Origin of the sequence: Streptomyces globisporus C-1027, from assembly GCF_000261345.2 — a bacterium.
Classification (GTDB): Bacteria; Actinomycetota; Actinomycetes; order Streptomycetales; family Streptomycetaceae; genus Streptomyces; species Streptomyces pakalii.
The window spans coordinates 5,818,255-5,840,337 of the sequence record NZ_CP013738.1; the positions used below are offsets into that span (position 1 = coordinate 5,818,255).

Annotated in this window: 16 protein-coding genes; 5 read left to right on the forward strand and 11 right to left on the reverse strand. The window is 70.4% G+C overall.

Features of this window, described 5'->3' with window-relative positions:
• The first annotated feature begins 48 nt into the window (after window positions 1-48).
• Window positions 49-1,071: an iron-siderophore ABC transporter substrate-binding protein gene (locus WQO_RS25720; protein ID WP_010056345.1), complete on the forward strand. Its 1,023-nt coding sequence runs from the start codon at window positions 49-51 to the stop codon at window positions 1,069-1,071.
• 79 nt (window positions 1,072-1,150) lie between these two features.
• On the opposite strand, the gene WQO_RS25725 is transcribed toward WQO_RS25720, so the two are convergent.
• Entirely contained in the window at window positions 1,151-1,768 is a 618-nt protein-coding gene (locus WQO_RS25725) for a YceI family protein (protein ID WP_010056342.1), read from the reverse strand.
• A 236-nt stretch (window positions 1,769-2,004) separates the two neighbouring features.
• Between WQO_RS25725 and WQO_RS25730 the strand changes: the two genes are divergently transcribed.
• On the forward strand, window positions 2,005-2,529 hold the full coding sequence (locus WQO_RS25730; protein WP_010056341.1) for a hypothetical protein: 525 nt from the start codon (window positions 2,005-2,007) through the stop codon (window positions 2,527-2,529).
• 52 nt (window positions 2,530-2,581) lie between these two features.
• On the opposite strand, the gene WQO_RS25735 is transcribed toward WQO_RS25730, so the two are convergent.
• Window positions 2,582-3,265, reverse strand: a complete 684-nt coding sequence (locus WQO_RS25735; protein ID WP_010056340.1) for a peptidoglycan-binding domain-containing protein — start codon at window positions 3,263-3,265, stop codon at window positions 2,582-2,584.
• Window positions 3,266-3,429: 164 nt separating this feature from the next.
• A complete protein-coding gene (locus tag WQO_RS25740; RefSeq protein ID WP_010056339.1) occupies window positions 3,430-4,641 on the reverse strand; it encodes a glycoside hydrolase family 64 protein in 1,212 nt (403 codons plus the stop codon).
• A 388-nt stretch (window positions 4,642-5,029) separates the two neighbouring features.
• Between WQO_RS25740 and WQO_RS25745 the strand changes: the two genes are divergently transcribed.
• The 3 genes from WQO_RS25745 to WQO_RS25755 all read left to right on the forward strand — a co-directional run bounded on the left by WQO_RS25745 (window position 5,030) and on the right by WQO_RS25755 (window position 11,024).
• On the forward strand, window positions 5,030-8,902 hold the full coding sequence (locus WQO_RS25745) for an endo-alpha-N-acetylgalactosaminidase family protein (protein WP_058954101.1): 3,873 nt from the start codon (window positions 5,030-5,032) through the stop codon (window positions 8,900-8,902).
• Window positions 8,903-9,165: 263 nt separating this feature from the next.
• Window positions 9,166-10,749 (forward strand): acyl-CoA carboxylase subunit beta, encoded by a 1,584-nt coding sequence (locus WQO_RS25750; RefSeq protein WP_010056337.1) that lies wholly within the window; start codon window positions 9,166-9,168, stop codon window positions 10,747-10,749.
• Window positions 10,750-10,817: 68 nt separating this feature from the next.
• Window positions 10,818-11,024 (forward strand): acyl-CoA carboxylase subunit epsilon, encoded by a 207-nt coding sequence (locus tag WQO_RS25755; protein ID WP_010056336.1) that lies wholly within the window; start codon window positions 10,818-10,820, stop codon window positions 11,022-11,024.
• A gap of 82 nt (window positions 11,025-11,106) precedes the next feature.
• Here the strand turns inward: WQO_RS25755 and WQO_RS25760 are convergent, their stop codons facing one another.
• From WQO_RS25760 to WQO_RS25800, 8 genes are all read right to left on the reverse strand, one after another.
• Complete coding sequence (locus tag WQO_RS25760; protein ID WP_014048542.1) at window positions 11,107-11,688, reverse strand: GTP-binding protein; 582 nt, start codon at window positions 11,686-11,688, stop codon at window positions 11,107-11,109.
• On the reverse strand, window positions 11,669-12,313 hold the full coding sequence (locus tag WQO_RS35340) for a DUF742 domain-containing protein (protein ID WP_073820764.1): 645 nt from the start codon (window positions 12,311-12,313) through the stop codon (window positions 11,669-11,671). Before WQO_RS35340 ends, WQO_RS25760 begins: the two co-directional genes overlap by 20 nt.
• A 90-nt stretch (window positions 12,314-12,403) precedes the next feature.
• The gene (locus tag WQO_RS25775) at window positions 12,404-12,817 is read right to left on the reverse strand and encodes a roadblock/LC7 domain-containing protein (protein WP_006127847.1); all 414 of its coding nucleotides are present in this window, start codon (window positions 12,815-12,817) and stop codon (window positions 12,404-12,406) included.
• Window positions 12,818-12,827: 10 nt separating this feature from the next.
• On the reverse strand, window positions 12,828-16,079 hold the full coding sequence (locus WQO_RS25780) for a sensor histidine kinase (protein WP_029181930.1): 3,252 nt from the start codon (window positions 16,077-16,079) through the stop codon (window positions 12,828-12,830).
• Between the two features lie 362 nt (window positions 16,080-16,441).
• Window positions 16,442-17,023 carry a GTP-binding protein gene (locus WQO_RS25785; RefSeq protein WP_003966011.1) on the reverse strand — a complete coding sequence of 194 codons (582 nt, stop codon included), beginning with the start codon at window positions 17,021-17,023 and terminating at the stop codon, window positions 16,442-16,444.
• A complete protein-coding gene (locus tag WQO_RS25790) occupies window positions 17,004-17,411 on the reverse strand; it encodes a DUF742 domain-containing protein (RefSeq protein WP_003966010.1) in 408 nt (135 codons plus the stop codon). Before WQO_RS25790 ends, WQO_RS25785 begins: the two co-directional genes overlap by 20 nt.
• A gap of 135 nt (window positions 17,412-17,546) precedes the next feature.
• A complete protein-coding gene (locus WQO_RS25795) occupies window positions 17,547-17,960 on the reverse strand; it encodes a roadblock/LC7 domain-containing protein (RefSeq protein ID WP_006127850.1) in 414 nt (137 codons plus the stop codon).
• A 9-nt stretch (window positions 17,961-17,969) separates the two neighbouring features.
• Window positions 17,970-21,743, reverse strand: coding sequence for a sensor histidine kinase (locus WQO_RS25800; protein WP_010056677.1), 3,774 nt, complete (start codon window positions 21,741-21,743; stop codon window positions 17,970-17,972).
• Window positions 21,744-22,083 lie beyond the last annotated feature (340 nt).

Genomic DNA, 22,083 nt, shown 5'->3' on the forward strand with positions numbered 1-22,083 from the left:
GTCAACCCGATGGCACCGTTGTCATTAGGTGAGGCTAACCTAAAGGGCATGAACGCTTCCGCTCCCCGCGCCCGCCGTACCCCCGTCCTGGTGGCCGGTGCCGTCGCCGCCCTGCTCGTCGGCCTCTCGGCCTGTGGTTCGTCGGACGACTCCGACAGCTCCGCGTCCTCCTCCGCCTCCGGCGGTGCTTCCGAGGGCGCCTTCCCCGCCAAGGTGGCGACCAAGTTCGGCGAGGTCACCGTCGACAAGCAGCCCAAGCGCATCGTCGCGCTCGGCTGGGGCGACGCCGAGACCGTGCTCGCGCTCGGCGGCCAGCCGGTCGGGGCCAGCGACTGGCTGCCGTTCGGTGGCGAGGGCGTCGGCCCGTGGGCCAAGGGCATGTACGACAAGAAGCCCGAGCTCATCGGCACGATGGAGCCGGAGTTCGAGAAGATCGCCTCCCTCCAGCCGGACCTGATCCTGGACACCAAGTCCAGCGGCGACCAGACCCGCTACGACACCCTGAAGAAGATCGCCCCGACCGTGGGCGTGCCGAAGGGCGGCGACCAGTACAAGCTCTCGTGGGAGCAGCAGACCACGATGATCGCCGCCGCCATGGGCGTACCGGAGAAGGGCAAGGAGCTGATCGCGGAGACGGAGAAGAAGTTCGAGGCCGCCGCGAAGGCCCACCCCGAGTTCAAGGACAAGACCATCACGGTCGGCTCGCGTACGTCCGAGGGCTTCGGCGTCTACGTCGGTGGCACCGGGCGCATCGACTTCGTCGAGCGGCTCGGCTTCAAGAACAACCCGAAGGCCGAGGCCCAGGCCGGCGAGGGCTTCTCCGTGTCCGTCTCCAAGGAGAACCTGGACCTGCTCGACGCCGACCTGACGGTCATGACCCCGATCGGCATCCCGGCCACGGACATCAGCAACGACCCGCTGTACAAGGCCGTCCCGTCGGTGAAGGCGGGCAACGCCATCGTCTTCGACGACAAGGACATCTCGCAGGCGTTCGCCACGGACTCGATCCTGTCCGTCTCGTACGCGCTGGAGAAGGTCGTCCCGCTCTTCGCGGAGAAGGTCGCGAAGTAGTCGGCAGCCGTGCACACACGCGCAGCGCCCCGTCCCGGGGGATTCGGGTGCGGGGCGCTGCGCGTGCGTGCGGAGGGGGTCAGGCCGCGGCGGGGGCCTTGATCGCCGAGATGTCGAAGGTCAGCTTCACCTTGTCGCTGACCATCACGCCACCGGTCTCCAGCGCCGCGTTCCAGGTCAGGCCCCAGTCGGAGCGCAGGATGTCCGTGCTGCCCTCGAAGCCGACGCGCTCGTTGCCGTAGACGTCGGTGGCGGAGCCGTTGAACTCCAGGTCGATGGAGAGCGGGCGCGTGACGTCCTTGATGGTGAGGTCGCCGGTGATGCGGTACGCCTCGCCGCCCAGCTGCTCGGCCTTGGTCGAGCGGAACGTCATGAGCGGGAACTTCTCGGCGTCGAAGAAGTCGCCGCTGACCAGGTGGCCGTCGCGGTCGGCGATGCCGGTGTCCACGCTGGCGATCTTCACGTCGATGGAGGCGGAGGAGTTCGCCGGGTCCGTGCCGTCCAGCACCAGGGTGCCCTCGTGCTCGCCGAAGGAGCCGCGCACGTTGGTGACCATCGCGTGGCGCACTGTGAAGCCGATGCTGCTGTGCGCCGGGTCCAGGGCGTACGTGCCGGTCAGGGCGGCGAGCGCCGGGTCCACCGCGGGGGCCTCGGCGGTCGGGGCGGTGGCGGTCGACTTGCGGTTGAACAGAGCCATGGCTCCTCCTCGGGGGACGTGTTCGTGGAGGTTGTTTAACCTTCAACGAGATTGACTGTAACTCCATCTTGTTCAAAGTTCAACCTTTCGGCTGTGCGGGTGTGGCGCGGGTGGTGCGCGGGAGTCCCCGCACTCTGGCGACGCGCGTAGAACTCGGGCACTATCTCCCTGCCCCCGGTCCGCGCGGACCGTGCCCGCGCACCCACCGTTTTGTCATGAGCAGGAGGAATCCCCCCATGGTGACCCGTCCACGACTCCGCTCCGCCCTCACCGCCCTGGCCCTCGTCCTCGGCGCGCTCTGCGCGCCCGGGATCGGCGTCCTCGGCGGCGGCGCCACCGAGGCGCACGCCGTGACCAAGCTGACCCACGCGCAGGCGACCTCCCGGTTCAGCTCGTCCGGGATCACCTGGTCGTCCTCCGGCGGCTGCTCCAACCGGAACGACCCCACCTGCACGTCGTTCGACCAGCTCAACCTCGCCAGCGCCCAGGGCGCGCAGACCCTCAAGAGCGCCACCGGCTGCGCGCTCAGGATCACCGGAGGCACGGAGACCGGGCACGCCGGCGGCACGTACTCCCACTGGAACGGCTACAAGCTCGACTTCGCCAAGAGCACCTGCGTGAACAACTACGTCACCGGCACCTTCACCTACATCGGCACCCGCGGCGACGGCGCCCGCCAGTACCAGTCCGGATCCGGCAACATCTACGCGGACGAGGGCAACCACTGGGACGTGACCTACTACAACTGCGGCGGCTGCTGACCGGGGAGGTACGTCGGGGGCCGTCCAGCGCCGGGGCGGCCCCCTCGCACGCCTACGGGATCGGGTCGGCGTCCGGGCCCTCCTGCTCCAGCAGGTCCCGGGCGAAGTCCTCCCACTGCGCGTACCGGTCCGGATACGCCGACCGCTGGACCGCCTGGCACACATCGCCCGGCTCCATCGAGTCCCAGCCGTCGATCTGGAGCAGCCCCGGGTTGGCGCTGGGCGAGGGCAGCCCGTAGAAGGACTTGGACGCGGTCGGGACGTGCGTGATCTGTGCCGGCGTGCCCCAGCCCATGCTCGGGCGCTGCTGGAAGACGCCGAGCGAGTCATGGTCGACCGCCGACGTGTAGTTGACGAACTTCGACTCCTGCATCGCCGCCATCAGGGCGATGACCTGGGCCTCCTCGGAGAGCTCCGCCCCCTTGCCGACGCCGATGACCGTCCGGGCGTGGGCGAGCTGCTCCGGACCGAGGTCGGACGGGGCGGCGAAGAACGTCCGCAGCTCGCTGTCCGGGGCGGTCTTGAGCAGGTGGGCGGTGGCGGTGTCCACCCGGCCGGTCACGGGCAGGCCGTAGCTCTGCTGGAAGGCGCGCAGACCATGCGCGCCCGAGGCCTGCAGGGCGGGTGACGGCGGCGGGGCGGGGTCCGCGTGGGCCGGGGCCGCGGCGGTCAGCAGGAGTCCGGCGGTGACGGCCGTGAGCAGCCGCTGGGGGAGTCGGCGGGGGAGTCGGTTCATTCGCATACGGCACCGTCGCGGGGCGGTGGAGCGAAGTCAAGAACGCCACACATCGTGTCAATTGACGGGATATCGAATTCCCGGGCGGTCAGGGTTTCCAGGGCGGACACGCGTGTGCCCCCGCCGGAACGGGCGGGGGCACACAGGGGCCTGGCGGGAGGGCGTCAGGAGCCCACGCTCACCGTGAAGCGGCGCGGGTTCCCGTCGTGCGCCGCGCCCGAGACGTCCGGCTCACCGTCCGGGCGGACGTCGTCGTACGGGAACGCGTAACCGATCGGGCTGTTCGCGTGGACCACCCGGGACCAGTGGTTGGTGACCGCGGTCTTGTAGTAGTCCCCCGTGGACGTGCCGTTCGGCTGGCTCGGGTGGCTCAGCATGATCGAGCGGTTGAAGCCCGCCGCGAGCCGCGCCAGGATCGCCTTCTTGTCGTCGGAGTCGTCCGGGTTGTTGGTGAACGGCCCGTGGTTGCAGGTGAAGATGTCCTTCGTCTGCGGCTTGGTGAAGGTGTGGCCGCCCTCGAAGGTGAGGACGTCACCGCTCACCCGGCCCGCCAGCGTGCCCCGGCCGCCCTGGAGGTCGATGCGCAGGTCCTCGGAGCGGTACTTCTCCCACACCTCGTCGATCTGCGCCTCGAACAGGCCCCGGAACGGCATCTCGTCCGGCCGGTCGAAGTACGGGGCCATGATGTTCTGCGGCGAGACGACCCGCAGCACCTTGCCGTCGTCGCCCCGCGTGATCAGCTTGTCCCAGGGCTGTCCGTCGGCGGCCGCCTGGGCGGCGAGGTCCTCCGCGATCCGCTCCACCGCGCCCTCCGGGTGCGGGGCCACGACATGGGTGGCGTCCCCCTCCAGCGTGATGCCGATCGGCAGCGCGGTGAGCAGGTCGACGTAGCTGATGTTGGAGTACAGCTGCTCGGTGTTGAAGGTGAACTCGGCGAACGCCCAGGTGCGCCCGTAGTTCGGGTCCGTCGGCGTCGCGAAGGCCGGCTCCACCAGGGACGGGCCCGGGTTGAGGAAGAAGTCCAGCTTGTCGTCGCGGACGAAGTAGACCCGCGCCCCGTACATCTGCGGCAGGGTCAGCACGACCGGCCCCGCGCTCGCGCCCTTGAGCGGGATGGCGCAGTCGACGGGCAGCGGGGTCTGCGGCGCGCCGGGGGAGTCGGGGCGGTAGACGCCGCCGTCCGGCTTCAGCAGCACCCAGCGGTCGGTGCCCAGCTCATGGCCGGTCACATACGCGTGCACCGTGCCCGGCAGCGACTTGTTCTCCAGGGCGATTTCGCAGGTGGCGGGGGCCGCCGACGCGCGGGGGCTCAGCGCGGTGCCCCAGGCGGGGTACGTGAGCGCCGCGGCCGATGCGGCGGCGCCGGTCAGGAACATTCGGCGTGAAATCACGAGGGGACTCCCGAGGTGGTGGGGGGCCGCAGGCGGGGGGTGGGGGGTGGCGCGGGGAGGTCAGGAACCGTGGGGGGTGCCTGCGGTGCGCACCACTCTCGCGAGGCCCGGCACGACCGTCAATACTTGTGACTGAGAGCGCTCTCAAAAATTCTGAGTCTTCACAACTCGACGTCCCGAAGCGGTACTTGCCGGAACCGAGCGGGTGCGAACCGTGACCGGAAGGGGGCATTCCCGGCCAAGAGGTGAACGGGGCCGCGAGCCGGACCGGGCGCATCCGACTTGGACTAACGCACCGGGGTTGTTGGACGGAGTCGGCCCCCGGGCCCGAAGTCCGTTGACGGTGTCCGGACACGACGACTACTCAGGGGCCATGTCGCCAAGATTCCCTCGCCCCGGCCTGGTCGCCGCGGCCTCCGCAGCCGTCCTGGCGCTCGTGGGGGCCGCCCTCCCCGCCGCAGCCGCCGCCCCGTCGCCCCCCGCCCCGGCCGGAGAGGCCAAGGCCGAAGGGTCCGCTGTCATCCGGTCCGACCGGCTGAGCGTCGCCGTCGCCGACGACTTCCCGCGCGTCCTGTCGTACACCGACCGGGCGAGCGGCAAGCAGTTGCTCGGCTCCACCCGGCCGGTCACCGCCGTCACCCTCAACGGCACCGCGCACCCGGTGAAGCTCAAGAGCGCGCCGAAGGTCACCGGCTCCGCCGCCCGCTACACCCTCGTCTTCGCCTCCCTGCCGGGCGTGGAGATCGACGCCTCGCTGACCGTCTCCGGGCGGGCCACCACGTTCAAGGTGACCGCCGTCCGCGACACGTCCGTCTTCCGGGTCGGGACCATCGACATCCCCGGGCACGATCTGGTCTCCGTCGGGTCCACCGAGTCCGGCGCCGCCACCGCGTTCACGAAGCTCGACCCGGACTCCACCCGCACGGCCGACGTCTTCGCGAAGGTCACCGGCGAGACGAAGCCCGACTCCTCGCCCGTCGGGGCCAGTTACGCGATCCTCAACACCGGATCGCTCGCCGCGGCGATCGAGTCCAACTCCTCGTACGACAAGCCCTCCGGCGCCACCGGCGGCGACGACGCCCGCTTCTGGCACCAGGCGCGCACCGAGGAGGGCGGCGGTGTCCGGGTCGGCGCCTGGTCCGGCCAGTGGACCTACCGCGGCGAGGGAGCACCCAAGCCCGAGAGCGGCGAGAACCTGCCGTGGGCCAAGGTCGTCGTCACCCCGGACGCCAACGGGGACAAGGCCGTCGACTGGCAGGACGGGGCCATCGCCTTCCGCTCCGTCGGCGTCACCGCGCCCGGCAGCGAGGACACCGCCAAGCGGGTCGTCACCCACATCCCGTTCAACTTCGCCAGCCAGGCCACCCACCCCTTCCTGCGCACCCTGGACGACGTCAAGCGGATCTCGAAGGCCACCGACGGCCTCGGCCAGCTCGCCGTTCTCAAGGGGTACGGCTCCGAGGGCCACGACTCCGCCCACCCGGACTACGGCGGCAACTACAACAAGCGGGCCGGCGGGCTGGGGGACCTCAACACCCTCCTCAAGGAAGGCGGGAAGTGGGGCGCCGACTTCGGCGTCCACGTCAACGCCACCGAGTCCTACCCGGAGGCCAAGGCCTTCTCCGAGCAGCTCGTCGACAAGACCAAGCCCGGCTGGAACTGGCTCAACCAGAGCTACTACATCGACCAGCGCCGCGACATCAACAGCGGCGACCTGGCCGAGCGCTTCCAGCAGCTGCGCGACGAGACCGACAAGAACCTCGACTTCCTCTACATCGACGTCTACTACAGCCACGGCTGGATCGCCGACAAGACCATCCAGGCCGTGCAGAAGCAGGGCTGGACCGTCGGCACCGAGTGGGCCGACAAGTTCGAGCGCGCCTCGCTCTGGTCGCACTGGGCGAATGACCTCAACTACGGCGGGGCCACCAACAAGGGCCTGAACTCGCAGATCATCCGGTTCATCCGCAACGGCGAGAAGGACATCTGGAACAACCACCCGGTCCTCGGCCAGAGCGCCCTGGAGGACTTCGAGGGCTGGACCGGCGAGACCGACTGGAACGCCTTCACCGCCAACATCTGGCAGAAGAACCTCCCCGCCAAGTACCTCCAGCAGCAGAAGATCACCCGCTGGGACGGCAACGACATCACCTTCACCGGCGGGGTGCGCGGCACGGTCGAGGACGGCGAGCGAACCTTCTACGACCAGGGCCGCAAGGTGCTCAGCGGCACCGACTACCTGCTCCCGTGGGACGGCGGCAAGAAGCTCTACCACTACAGCGAGACCGGCGGCACCAGCTCCTGGGAGGTGCCCGGCAAGGGCGCGTACACGCTCTACAAGCTGACCGACAACGGCCGCGAGAAGGTCTCCACCGTCCGTCCCTCGGGTGGCAGGATCACGCTGACCGCCATCGCGGGACAGGCGTACGTCCTCTACCCCGACCGGGCCCCGAAGGAGATCCCGGCGGACTGGGGCAAGGGGACCGGGATCACCGACCCGGGCTTCAACGACCGCGACCTGAAGGGCTGGACGAAGACCGGCACGGCCGTCCGCGACACCGACGACCAGGGCCGCAACAGCGCCGAGCTCTCGGGGACGGCCACGGCCGCGCTCTCCCAGACGGTCACCGGTCTCAAGCCGGGCAAGCGTTACACCGCCTCCGCCCTCATCGAGGTCGAGCCCGGCAAGAGCCGCCGCACCACCCTGACCGCCGGCGGGACGCCGGTCGCCGTCGAGCGCTCCACGGCGAAGGACTACGTCGCCGCCTCCGACTGGCACGGCACCTTCTTCCAGCGCGCCAAGGTCACCTTCACCGCACCCGCCAACGGCCGCACCACCCTGCGCATCGAGGCGGCGGCGGGCTCCGAGGCGAGGGTCCGCGCCGATGACGTACGGATCGTCGCGAACGCCCCCGCCACCCGCACCGGCACCGTGGCCCACGAGGACTTCGAGGCCGTCGACCAGGGCTGGGGCCCCTTCCTGAAGGGCGACGCGGGCGGCTCGACCGACCCCCGCACCCACATCTCCCAGCTGAACGCCCCGTACACCCAGTCCGGCTGGAACGGGAAGCTCATCGACGACGTGCTCGGCGGGAAGGAGTCCCTGAAGTCCCACGAGGAGAACACCGGGCTCGTCTACCGCACCGCGCCCTGGACCGTCCCGATGAAGGACGGCCACCGGTACAAGGTCGAGTTCGCCTACCAGTCCAGCCACGCCGGCGCCTACAGCTGGGTCGAGGGCTACGACCGGGTCGCCGACGGCAAGGCCGCCTCGACCGAGACCCGGGCCACCCCGATCGGGCAGCAGCGCACCACCGGACAGTTCAGCCGGACCCTCACCGCGGGCTGCGGCGACACCTGGACCGGGCTGCGCAAGCTCCCCGGGGCACCCGAGGGCGCGGACTTCGTGCTGGACGGCTTCACCGTCACCGACCTCGGCCCCGCCCCGGCGGGCGAGGAGGCCGTCTGCGGCACCCTCGGCGTGGCCGCCGACGCGGAGACCCTGGAGCCCGGAGCCCCGAACACGGTGAAGGCGACCTTCGGCAACGACGAGGCGGGCGCCGCCACCGAGGTGAAGCTCGCGCTGACCGTGCCCGAGGGCTGGCGGGCCGAGCCGGCGGGCCCGGTCGCCTTCAACTCGGTCGCCCCGGGCGCGAAGGTCACCGGCAGCTGGCGGGTCACCCCGCCGGTGGACGCCCCCTACGACACGTACGCGCTGGAGGCGAAGGCCACGTACGCCGTCCAGGGCGCCGGTCGCACGCTCGGCGCGGGAACCTCCGTCCGTACGCTTCCGCCGCCGCCCGCGAAGGACGGCTGGGCCAGTGACCTGGACTGGACCGCCTCGCAGAACGGCTGGGGACCGGTCGAGCGGGACCGGTCCAACGGGGAGGCCGGGGCCGGGGACGGCGGGCCGCTGAAGATCGGCGGCGTCGCCTACGAGAAGGGCCTGGGTACGCACGCCCCGGCGAAGGTCCGCTACTACCTGGGCGGTAAGTGCACCTCCTTCACCGCCGAGGTGGGGGTGGACGACGTCCAGACGACCCGGGGGAGTGTGCGCTTCTCGGTCACCGCCGACGGTACGGAGAAGGTGGCGTCGCCCGTACTGGGGGCGGCCGACCCCGCCTGGCAGCTCACCGCCGACGTCACCGGCGCCAAGTACGTCGAGCTGGTCGTCCAGGACGGCGGCGACGGCAACGGGAACGACCACGCCGACTGGGGCAACGCCCGCTTCCACTGCGGAGGTTGACCCCGGCCGGAGCACTGCTCGGGGCGCGGTGGACGGCGGGGGACGACCCCGCGCCATACTTGAGGGGGCCTTGGGGCCCCCTCAAGGGCATGTGGCCCACCGCACACCCTTCGCTTGTGGAGTCTCCACAACCGGAGTCCGCGTTTCGCTGGTGGATCGCGTGCACGGCGGCATGGTTCTGTTCACTCCCACCACGAAACGGGGCGGGAGACTGTACGGAGTCGACGGCGCTATTTCTGGGTCGGGGTTCGTAGGGTCGATACATGACCGTTGTGGACGAAACCCAGGGTGAGCCGACCGACGCCCGTGGCCGGGTGGCCGAACTGCTGGCCCTGCGCGAGCAGGCGCGGCGCGGACCGAGCGAGCGGGCGACCGAGGCGCAGCACGCCAAGGGGAAGCTGACCGCCCGGGAGCGGATCGAGCTGCTGCTGGACGCGGGTTCGTTCAAGGAGGTCGAGCAGCTCCGCCGGCACCGCGCCACCGGGTTCGGCCTGGAGGCCAAGAAGCCCTACACCGACGGTGTCATCACCGGCTGGGGCACGGTCGAGGGCCGCACGGTCTTCGTCTACGCGCACGACTTCCGGATCTTCGGCGGGGCGCTGGGCGAGGCCCACGCCACGAAGATCCACAAGATCATGGACATGGCCATCTCGGCCGGCGCCCCGCTGGTGTCGCTGAACGACGGCGCCGGCGCCCGTATCCAGGAGGGCGTCTCGGCGCTCGCCGGCTACGGCGGCATCTTCCAGCGCAACACGCGCGCCTCCGGTGTCATCCCGCAGATCAGCGTGATGCTCGGCCCGTGCGCGGGCGGCGCGGCCTACAGCCCGGCGCTCACCGACTTCGTGTTCATGGTCCGTGAGACCTCGCAGATGTTCATCACCGGACCGGACGTCGTGAAGGCGGTCACCGGCGAGGAGATCACCCAGAACGGCCTCGGCGGCGCGGACGTGCACGCCGAGACCTCGGGCGTCGCGCACTTCGCGTACGACGACGAGGAGACCTGCATCGCCGAGGTCCGCTACCTCATCGGGATGCTCCCCTCGAACAACCGCGAGAACCCGCCGACCGTGGAGAGCGACGACCCCGCCGACCGGCGCGGCGACGTGCTGCTCGACCTGGTCCCGGCCGACGGCAACCGCCCGTACGACATGCACAAGGTGATCGAGGAGCTCGTCGACGACGGCGACTACCTGGAGATCCACGAGCGCTGGGCCCGCAACATCGTCTGCGCCCTGGCCCGTATGGACGGCCAGGTCGTCGGCATCGTCGCCAACCAGCCGCAGTCGCTGGCCGGTGTCCTGGACATCGAGGCGTCCGAGAAGGCCGCGCGCTTCGTCCAGATGTGCGACGCCTTCAACATCCCGATCATCACCCTTCTGGACGTCCCCGGCTTCCTGCCGGGCGTCGACCAGGAGCACGGTGGGATCATCCGCCACGGCGCGAAGCTCCTGTACGCCTACTGCAACGCCACCGTGCCGCGGATCTCGCTGATCCTGCGCAAGGCCTACGGAGGCGCGTACATCGTCATGGACAGCCAGTCCATCGGGGCCGACCTCACCTACGCCTGGCCCACCAACGAGATCGCCGTGATGGGCGCCGAGGGCGCGGCCAACGTCATCTTCCGCCGCCAGATCGCGGACGCCGAGGACCCCGAGGCCATGCGCGCCCGCATGGTCAAGGAGTACAAGGCCGAGCTGATGCACCCCTACTACGCGGCCGAGCGCGGCCTGGTCGACGACGTGATCGACCCCGCCGAGACCCGCGAGGTGCTCATCGCCTCGCTCGCCATGCTCCGCAACAAGCACGCCGACCTGCCGTCCCGCAAGCACGGCAACCCCCCGCAGTAGTCGCCCCGCAGCGGCGCGATCCGCCGCACGGTCCACGACAGCCTGCCGAGAAGACGGAGACACCCACCATGAGCCTCACCCCCGCCGAGTCCGTCCTGCGCGTCGAGAAGGGCCACGCGGCCCCCGAGGAGCTGGCGGCCATCACCGCCGTCCTGATGGCCCGTGCCGCCGCCCAGCCGGCCGCCCCCGCCCACCGCCGGGGCCGTGACACCGCCGGCTGGCGCCGCCTGGAGCGCACGCCGGGCTTCCGCGCCCCGCACAGCTGGCAGGGCTGACCACCCCGGCCGGACGTTACGAGAAGGGCCCCGCACTCCTGAGGAGTGCGGGGCCCTTCTCCGTACGGGACCGGCTGAGGTCCTAGCGCAGGCGCGCCATCAGGGCGTGCTCGACCAGCGTGATGAGCGCGCTCTTGGCGTCCGCGCGGTGGCGGGCGTCCGTCGTCAGGATCGGGGTGTCCGGCCCGATCTGGAGCGCTTCGCGGACCTCGTCGGGGGTGTAGGGCTGGTGTCCGTCGAAGCCGTTGAGGGCGATGACGAAGGGGAGGCCGCTGTTCTCGAAGTAGTCGACGGCGGGGAAGCAGTCGGCGAGACGGCGGGTGTCGACGAGGACGACGGCGCCGATGGCGCCGCGGACCAGGTCGTCCCACATGAACCAGAAGCGGTCCTGCCCGGGCGTACCGAACAGGTACAGGATCAGGTCCTGGTCCAGGGTGATACGCCCGAAGTCCATGGCCACCGTCGTGGTGGTCTTGTCCCCGGTGTGGGTCAGATCGTCGATGCCCGCCGAGGCGGACGTCATCACGGCTTCGGTGCGCAGCGGGTTGATCTCCGACACGGCACCGACAAACGTGGTCTTACCCACGCCGAAGCCCCCTGCCACCACGATCTTCGCCGAGGTAGTGGAGCGGGCCGCTCCGCCGCTAGAGCTTGCGAAGTCCACTGAGCACCCTTTCGAGCAGTGTCACATCTGGCTGGCCGCCGGCGGCCTCGTCGCCGCCGGGCTGATGGATGGCGACGAGTCCGGCCTCGGCCAGGTCGGCGACGAGGATCCGGGCAACGCCGAGGGGGATCGAGAGAAGGGCCGAGATCTCGGCGACCGACTTGATCTCGATGCAGAGCCGGCAGATCCGCTGATGCTCGGGCAACTGCCCTTGCAGCCGGGCCGGATCGGCCGTCGTGCTGACCAGCGCCTCGATGGCGAGCTGGTAACGCGGTCGGGTCCGGCCGCCGGTCATGGCGTACGGACGGACCAGCGGGTTGTGCGCGGCGGGCCTGTCGGGCTCGGGAGCCCGCCGCTGGTGCACCGGTTGAATGCGCGGCTGCTGGGGCGCGTCGTACCGCTGCTGCGGTTGCTGCGGCCACCCCGAACCGGGCTGCTGCTGGGGCCACTCGGGCGCCGGGCCGCCGGGAGCGCCCTGCTGCTGGTGCTCCTGCTGCTGATATGGCTGATACTGCCCGGGTCCCTGACCACCGGGTGCGGCGGGGAAGCCGAAACGGTTGTCACCGTGCTCACCCGGAACCCTCGGGTCACCGTTGTATGAGTGCCCGCCTGTGGGTGTTGCCACGTTTCCTCCTCCGACTGCCGGTCGCCGATCCCAGTGGGGCCGCGCCACCGCACTTTATGGTGCGGTGGCGAGAAACGCACTGTCTGTCTACTAGTTAAGAAGACTTCCCTGAAGTTCGGCGCGGAGGTCCGGAGTCAGGACACTGCCCGCGCGGTCCACCAGAAGGGCCATTTCGTACCCAACCAGACCGATATCGGCGTCCGGGTGGGCCAGAACGGCGAGCGAGGATCCGTCCGAGATGGACATGATGAACAGGAATCCCCGCTCCATCTCCACAACGGTCTGATTCACGGCGCCGCCCTCGAAGATCCGCGAGGCGCCCGCGGTCAGCGACGTCAGACCGGAGGCGACGGCCGCCAGCTGGTCGGCGCGGTCGCGCGGGAAACCTTCGGACATCGCCAGCAGGAGTCCGTCGGCGGAGACCACCACCGTGTGCGACACCCCGGGGGTGTTGTCCACGAAATTGGTGATCAACCAGTTGAGATTCTGCGCCGCCTGGCTCATCGGGCTCACACTAACGCTCCTGGTTGTAGGTGGTACTGGTGTCCGACCCCGCGCTGCGCCCCCGCTGGATCCCCCGCCGCAGGTTGCTCAACCTGCCGCGGACGTCCTCGGGAGCGCGGGAGACCTGTGGGCCGCCCTGCTGGGTCTGCTCCGCCGTGCCCTCGACCAGGTTGGCCTTGGGTACGCGCCGGGGGAGACCGGAGGGGGTGATTCCGCCCGCCTTCGGCTCACGGAGCTTCTCGGCCCGCTCCCAGCGCTCGTCGTTCGTCGAGCGCCAGTCGTCGGAGCCGTCCCCGTCCGTCTGCGGGTCCTGCCGCTGTTCCTGCTGCGGGAGGGGCCGCGGGGCCGGAGCGGGCTGGTCGTTGCCGCGGCCGCCGGGGCCGGGCTGCCAGTGCTGCTGACCGCCGCGGCGCGGCAGACCGGCTTCGGTCAGCTCGTGACCGGCGTTCGGGGTGGGTCCCGGACGGTCGAAGCCTACGCGCTCCGAAGGCTCCGCGGGCGTGCTCGGAACAGATTCCGGTTCGGCCGGAGCGATCGGCTCATAACCATTCTGGAAACCGTTCTGAACAGGCCAATCATCCTGGTGGGACTGGTCCGCCGAGGCCGCGTACGCGTCGGAGTGCTGACCCTGCCGGGCGTCCGGAACGGCATATGCCGATTCCGTGTAGCCGTCGTAGCCGTCCTGCTGCGCCTGCTGGTCCTGCTGCGGGTAGCCGTCCCCGGCGCCGTACTGCTGCTGCTGCTGCTCGTACGACCCCTGGTACTGCTGCGGCTGCTGCTGCCCGTACTGGTCCTGGCCGTACTGCTCTTCGGCGTAGCCCTGCTGCTGCGGCTGCCGCTGGTCGCCGTACGGGGCGCCGGCGTAGGGCTCCGGTGCGTAGCCCTGCTGTTCCCGGGTGTGGTCCGAGAAGGGGCCGCCGACGCCCGTCTGGGCCTCCAGAGCCGCCCGGCGCTCCTCGCGCATCAGGGAACGGTTGACCGGGTCCAACTGGCTCGGGTCCGCCGGGGTCTCGTAGCGCGAGTCGTCGAAGCCGAGCTCCGCCGCCGTACGCATCGGGGCCTGTTGCGGTGCCGGATCGAAGGCCGACTGCTGCTGCTCGGGGATGATCGAGGAGACGGTGAAGTCGTCGTGGCCGCCCTGCTGCTCGCCACCGCCACCGTGGGTGATGGCGTCCGGCAGCATGACCAGCGAGGTGGTCCCGGCCTGTTCGCCCGAGGGGCGCAGCTGGACCCGGATGCCGTGCCGGTCGGCCAGTCGGCCGACCACGAACAGGCCCATGCGCTGCGACACCGCGGCGTCCACGGTCGGCGGGTTGGCCAGCTTGTGGTTGATGTCGGCGAAGTCCTCGGCGGTGAGGCCGATGCCCTTGTCGTGGATCTCGACCATGACCCGGCCGTCGGGCAGCCGGGTCGCGGTGACCTTGACCTTGGTCTGCGGTGAGGAGAACGTGGTGGCGTTCTCCAGCAGCTCGGCGAGCAGGTGCACGAGGTCGGTCACGGCCCGGCCGTGGATCTCGGCCTCGGGGACGCCGGCGAGTTCGATGCGCTCGTAGGACTCCACCTCGGACGAGGCGGCGCGCAGGACGTCCACCAGCGGCACCGGCTGGTCCCAGCGGCGGCCCGGCTCCTCGCCCGCGAGGACGAGGAGGTTCTCGCCGTTGCGGCGCATACGGGTCGCCAGGTGGTCCAGCTTGAAGAGGCTCTCCAGCTGGTCCGGGTCGGCCTCGTTGTTCTCCAGGTCGGTGATCAGGGTCAGCTGGCCCTCGATGAGCGACTGGTTGCGGCGCGAGAGGTTGGTGAAGATCGCGTTGACGTTGCCCCGCAGCATGGCCTGCTCGGCGGCGAGCCGGACGGCCTCGCGGTGCACCTGGTCGAAGGCGCGGGCGACCTCGCCGATCTCGTCCTGCGTGGTGATCGGGATCGGCTGCACCCGGGTGTCGACCCGGCCCGGGTCGGTACGCGAGAGCTGGTCGACGAGGGAGGGCAGGCGCTGCTCGGCGATGCCGAAGGCGGCGGTACGCAGCTGGCGCATCGAGCGGCTCATCTGGCGGGCCATGAGCCCGGCCAGGATGAACGCGGCCAGCAGCGCGATGACGACGATGAGGCCGTTGACGATGGCGTCGGTCTTGGCGTCGGAGGAGATGTTCGCCGCCTCGTCCACCGCCTTGGTGACCAGCTCGTCCTCGACGGTGGCGTACCCCTCGAACTTCGCGGTCGCCGCGGCCATCCAGGTCTCGGGCGTGATGCCCTTCTTCGCCAGCTCTGAGGGCTCCTGCCCCTTGCCGATCTCCTGGGCCATGCCGTCGAAGACCGAGCCGTCGATGCTCGGCGGCGCCACGAAGGGCTCACCCGCGGCATCGGCCTGCTCCTTGGCGGCCTTCAGCTGCTTGGTGCCCTCGGCGGCCTTGCCGGCCATGACCTGCTTGAGGCGGTCGACGTCGGCCTGGGTACCACCGGAGTTGAACTCGCCGAGGGCGATCTGTTCCAGGTAGTTGTACGAGCCGAACGCCTTGACCTGGGCGTCGTAGGTGGCGGGCTTCTCGCTCGGGCGCACCAGGAGGTGCATGCCGATCGAGCGCTGAAGCGATTCTGCAGCCTTGGACAGCTCGATCGCGTAGACCGTACGGCCGTAGCTCGTGATGTTGCCGGTACCGAGACCGAGCTCGTTGGAGAACTCCATCAGCGAGTGCTGGACCTGGACGTAGCCCTCTTCGGTCTTCACCGGGTCCAGGGCCTGCGAGTAGGCGGCCTTGCGCAGCTCGGGAAGCTTGGGCTCCTCGCCCTTGAAGAGCTTCAGGCGGCGTTCCAGGCCGGGCTTGGACGGCATGTCCTTCACCGCGGCGTCGAACTTCCGCGCGGCCTCGTCCGTGGTGGCCCGGGTCTGCTCGACCACGTCGGCGTCACGGTCGCCCGAGAGCAGCGGCTGGGCGGTGAGGTCCCGCTCGTTCAGCAGCGCCTGCCCGTAGTCGGACGCGGCCCGCACGACGACGGCGATCTTCTCGGCCTCCCGGGCCTCGCCCCACGTGTCGATGGAGCCCTTCACCTGGAAGCCGCCCATGACCAGGCCGACCAGCACCGGGATCAGGAGGATCGCGTTCAGCCGGGTGGCCACCCGCCAGTTGCGCGGGGACAGCCGACTGGTGCTGCCGCCACCCGCGGACCCCGTGTCGGACACAACCGCAAGGGACGCCGCAGCGCGCGGCGGCGGGGTGAAGTTGCCCCGCTCGGGCTGCGCCGCGGAGCCCTCGTTGCTTCGCCTCACTCGACCAACAACCTCTCGGCGTCGGCACCTACGTTGTGCCGGATTATTACGTTCAGGGCCGTACTACTGGGGAGTTCGTCGAATTGCAGCACGGGGACCGGTCCCGTTCCAAACACTCGGAATCGCTGATTCCGAGTGGCCCAGGCCTCAGATAAATCGGGCATAAAGAGCGAGCCCCGTCAAAAGGCGGGGCTCATGTGAGCGCAGTGGCACCGAATGGATGCATCGGGTGGCGGTGCGGAGTCAATTCTCTGTCGAAACGTTATGAACACGGGGGCGGATCGTGTCAAACGACACAGGCCGCCCCCGCGTGACTACTGCAACTTCCGTATACCGATATCGACTTGTGCCTGGTGGGAGAACTACTTCAGGCGTGCCATCAGGGCGTGCTCGACCAGCGTGATCAGACCGCTCTTGGCGTCGGCCCGGTGCCGGGCGTCCGTCGTGATGATGGGCGCGTCGGGCCCGATCTGGAGCGCTTCGCGGACCTCGTCGGGGGTGTAGGGCTGGTGTCCGTCGAAGCCGTTGAGGGCGATGACGAAGGGGAGGCCGCTGTTCTCGAAGTAGTCGACGGCGGGGAAGCAGTCGGCGAGACGGCGGGTGTCGACGAGGACGACGGCGCCGATGGCGCCGCGGACCAGGTCGTCCCACATGAACCAGAAGCGGTCCTGCCCGGGCGTACCGAACAGGTACAGGATCAGGTCCTGGTCGAGCGTGATGCGGCCGAAGTCCATGGCGACGGTGGTCGTCGTCTTGTCCCCGGTGTGCGTCAGATCGTCGATGCCCGCGGACGCGGACGTCATGACGGCCTCGGTGCGCAGCGGGTTGATCTCCGACACGGCCCCGACGAACGTGGTCTTGCCCACGCCGAAACCGCCCGCCACCACGATCTTCGCCGAGGTGGTGGCGCGGCCCGTACCGCCGCTAGAGCTTGCGAAGTCCACTGAGCACCCTTTCGAGCAGTGTCACATCCGGCGCGCCGCCGGCCTCTCCGTTGCCCGGCTGGTGGATGGCCACCATGCCGGCTTCCGCCAGGTCCGCCACCAGGATCCGGGCGACGCCGAGCGGCATCGACAGCAGCGCCGACACCTCCGCCACCGACTTGACCTCACGGCAGAGGTGGCAGATCCGCTGGTGCTCGGGGAGCAGGGTCCCCAGATGCGCGGGGTCTGCCGTCGTGCTGACCAGCGCCTCTATCGCGAGCTGGTAACGCGGCCGGGTCCGGCCGCCGGTCATGGCGTAAGGACGAACCAGCGGCTGGTCGCCTTCCCCGTCGTACGACGCGTGGTGCAGTGCGCCGTACGGATCGGGTGAGGCGGGTGGCGGGGTCATGAATCCTCCGGGCGTGACAGCAGGTTCTCGGCTTGCCGTCTGCAAGGGGCCGGTGACGGGGCTAAAGCGGCCTGTCGGGTGAGGGTTGTGGGCATTACCTGGGGGGATCGTGTCGTGAATCCGCTGGATGGCGGTCTAGTGGAGCAGACTGCCTTGGAGCTCGGCGCGGAGATCGGGCGTGAGGACGGTGCCGGCACGGTCGACCAGGAGGGCCATCTCGTACCCGACCAGACCGATGTCGGCGTCCGGGTGGGCCAGGACGGCCAGGGACGAGCCGTCGGAGATGGACATGAGGAAGAGGAATCCCCGCTCCATCTCCACAACCGTCTGACTGACGGCGCCGCCCTCGAAGATCCGCGACGCACCCGCGGTCAGCGAGGTGAGACCCGACGCGACAGCGGCGAGCTGGTCGGCGCGGTCGCGCGGAAATCCTTCGGACATCGCCAGCAGCAGGCCATCGGCGGAGACCACCACCGTGTGGGACACCCCTGGGGTGTTGTCCACGAAGTTGGTGATCAGCCAGTTCAGATTCTGCGCGGCCTGACTCATGGGGCTCAACTAACGCTCCTGCTGGTGAGTGGGGCCGAGATGGAAACTGCCGGTCTGCGAGCCGTTGTTGGCCTGCCGACCCTGCTGGATGCCCCGGCGGAGATTGGTCAGACGACCGCGCACGTCATCGGGCGCGCGCGAAACCTGAGGTCCGGACTGGTGATTCTGCTGCTGTGCGGTCCCCGGAACCAAATTGGCGCGGGGAACACGGCGAGGCAGCCCGGAAGTGGTGACCCCGCCGGCGGCGGGCTTCTTGACCCGCTCGGCCTGGCGTACGAGTTCGTCGTTGGGCGAGGCCCGCCACGAGCTGGTGACCGAGGCGTCGGCCGCACCGCGCTGAGGCAGCGGCGGAACCGGCACACCGGTGGGCTCCGGAGCGGCCGGCGCCTGCGGTTCGGCGGGCGGCTGCTGGCCGCCCTGGCCCGGACCGTGGAACCAGTTCGTCTCCAGCGTGTCGTACAGCGGCGTACGCCCGTCCCCGGGACCGGCCGGCGGCAGGGCCTCCGGCTGCTGGGGCTGCTGGGGCTGCTGGGGGAGCGCCGGACGGTACGGAGCCTCGCCCGCCGGGGAGGCGGACGGACGCGGCGCACCGAAGTCGTTGCCAAGCGGCGCGGGCAGCTGGTGACCCTGGCCCTGCTGGGGCTGGTGCGGGACACCGAAGTCCGGCCGGGCGAACTGCGCGGTGCTCGCCGGGTCCTGGCCCTGCGGAGCCTGCTGCGGGTACGAGCGGTCCTGCCCAGACCCCTGGCCCGAGAAGTCGGGCCGGGCGAACTCGGAGGTCGCGCCGGGACCCTGGCGGTCGCCCGCCGGCCACTGGTTCGGCGGGCCGTTGAACGACGGGTCCTCGCCGGGGCCCGCCGGACGGGCGAACTGCCCGGTCGCGTCGTGCTCCTCGTGACCGCGCGGGGCGTCGGCGCCCCAGCTGGTGGTGGCGGGGCGCTGCGGCTGCGGGTTGTTGCCCCCGGGCAGCTCGGCGCGCGGCCCACCGGGCGGCGGCAGCTGACGGCCGGGGCCGCCGGACTGCTGGAATCCGCCCTGGTCCTGGCGGCCCTGGGGCTGCTGCGCCCCGGGACCCTGCTGGTTCGCGTGGCCGCCCTGGTTCTGCTGCCCGTTCTGGCCCTGCTGGTTCTGCCAGCCGGACGGGGCCTGCTGGTTCTGCGGGGCGAACTGGCCCGGGCGGCCGTTCTGCCCGGAGGACGCCGGAGCGCCGTGGCCGAACAGGTTGGGCTGTGCGCTGCCGTCGCCGCGGCCGGGCGCATCGCCCTGCGGGCCGCGGGCGCCGAGCCGGGCGCTGTTGCCGAAGGCGCCGGAGAGACCGCCGCCCTGGCGCTGCGGGGCCGGGCCCTGGCCCGGGAAGTCCTGGCCGGGGCCGCCATTCGGCTGGCTGCCGCCCTGCGGGCCCTGCGGCCGGCCCGCCGAGCCGTCCCGGGCCGGCAGCGCCGCCCGGGGACCCGTGCCCGCGCCGACCTGGCCGCGCTGGGCGCCGCCGAGGCTCTTGGCGCCCGCACCGCCCGGACCGCTGCCGAGACCGGCGCGCTGGGCGTTGCCCGCACCGTTGCCGTTGCCATTGCCCGCGAGCAGACCGCCCGGGGCGCCGGGCTGCTGGCCGGGGCCCTGCTTGGACGGGGGCTGCTTGCCGCCGTGCGCGACGTCGACGGGCAGCATGACCAGCGCGGTCGTACCGCCGGAGTCGGAGGGGCGCAGCTGGATCCGGATGCCGTGACGCAGCGACAGCCGGCCGACCACGAACAGACCCATGCGGCGGGAGACGGAGACGTCCACCGTCGGCGGCTGCGCGAGCCGCTCGTTGATCGCGGCGAGGTCCTCGGGGGAGAGGCCGATGCCGGTGTCGTGGATCTCGACCAGGACGCGGCCGTCGGGCAGCGCGTGACCGGTGACCTTGACCTTCGTCTGCGGCGAGGAGAACGACGTGGCGTTCTCCAGCAGCTCGGCGAGCAGGTGCACGAGGTCGTTGACGACGCGGCCCGCGACCTCGGTGGCGGGCACCGCGGACAGCTCGATGCGCTCGTACTGCTCCACCTCGGACGCGGCGGCGCGGAGCACGTCGACCAGCGGGACGGGGCGGGTCCACCGGCGGCCCGGCTCCTCGCCCGCGAGGACGAGGAGGTTCTCGCCGTTCCGGCGCATACGGGTCGCGAGGTGGTCGAGCTTGAAGAGCGAGGACAGCTGGTCCGGGTCGGCCTCGCGCGACTCCAGCTCGGAGATGAGCGAGAGCTGGCGCTGGATGAGGCCCTGGGAGCGGCGCGAGAGGTTGGTGAACATCGCGTTGACGTTGCCCCGGAGGAGGGCCTGCTCGGCGGCGAGGCGGACGGCCTCGCGGTGCACGTCGTCGAAGGCCGCGGCCACCTGGCCGATCTCGTCCCGGGAGTGCACGCCGACCGACTCGACGGAGGTGTCGACGTCCTGCGGGTCGGTCTCGGAGAGCTGCTTGACGAGCTCGGGCAGCCGGTCCTGGGCGACACGGGTGGCGGTGTCCTGGAGGCGGCGCAGGGACCGGATCATGGAGCGGGCCACCACGAAGGCGCCGACGAGCGAGACGCCGAGCACGATGAGGATGACCGCACCGTTGATGATCGCGTCGCGCTGGGAGGCCTGGCGCAGCTCGCGGGCCTTGGCCTCCATGTCGCTGAGGAGGGTGGCCTCGATGGTCTCCATGGCCTTGATCTTGATGGTGCTCTGGTCGTACCAGTCCAGGTACGACCGGACCTGCTTGCCCTCGATCCCGTTCGAGGTGTCCAGGATCCGCTTGGCGTACATGTTCCCGGCGTTGATCTCCGGGTTGCCGTTCTCCAGGGGCGCCATGAGCTCTTCGGTGCTCTGCCCGGTCGTGGCGTAGATCTGCTTGAACGACTGGAGGGCCCGGGACTCCTTGGCGAGCGCGTTGGAGCCGAACTGCCGGTCGTTCGGGTTGAGGTGCGGTTCCTTGACCGAACCGCCGGGCAGCGCCGCCGCGATGATCGCGCGCTGGACCGAGGCGTACTCCTTGGCGGAGGAGAACGCCGCCAGGGCCCGGGTCCGCTTGATCATGTCCGGGTTGTTGGTCGCCTGCGCCATGTCCTGCGAGAGGCTCAGCAGCGAGGTGATCAGCTGGTTGTACTGGTCGATCGTGTTGAGACTCGGCGTGCCCTCTTCGTACGCCGTCTTGCGGATCGTACGGATGGTGCCGAGCTGCGAGGCGATCGACGAGATGCTCGCGTGGATGCTCTCCAGCGACTCGTCGCCCTCGGAGTCACCGATCGCGTCGGTCTCGTCCAGGAAGGCGTTCTTGGCCCGGTCGGTCTTGTCCCGGGGCCCGGTGACCTTGTAGTCGGTGGGCTTGGACTTGTTCGACAGCGGACCGGCCGACTGGTCGCGCTCCATCTGAAGAGCCTGGGCGAGCGAGGTCGCCTGCTTGGTCATCTTCGTCAGCAGCTGCATGTGCTCCAGCTGCTGAATGTCGTTCATCGACTCCTGGATCCGCAGACCGCCGAGGCTGGTCGCGGCGACCACGGGGAGGGCGAGGAGCGAGACCAGTCGCGTGCTGATGCGCCAGTTACGGAGCGCTATTCGCGAGCCCGTGTCGACCGGGCCGCGCGGCTGTGCGGCCGTTTCCGGCTCCGCACCGCTCGTCGTGGAGCCCGGGCGCTGCGCACGGTCGCTGCTGTCGCCGGCAGCGGCCGGCCCGGGGTTCTGGGCGTGCTGGGGCGAGGAACCGCGGTCGGTCCCGCCGCGCGGCTCCTGTTCCGCCGGAGCGCTGCCATCCCTCTTGAAACGTCCCTGCACTAGCGTCGCAACCTCTGGACCAGGCGTCCCACCCGCGCATGCGGACAGGACGGTGTCGGCGTCGTGGGGCGCTGGACGCGCCCCATGGTGGTCGTGTGAGTGACCGGCGTACTCCCCCTCCCGCCGCCACTCGGCGCTGCGTTGCGCCCCTGCGCGCCGGCCTGAAACCCGCGGCGGTGCGTGGAATTCCAGCACAGTGCAGGATCTCCAACAAGGCCCATGTACCGGGCTGTGACCTGCGTGACACGTTGTGATGAACGAGTAACAAGCAGTGGAGAGTGATCGTGGGTAAAGCGGACTTTTTTGGAGGACTTACCTAGGGGTGGGGGGTGTCCCAGTC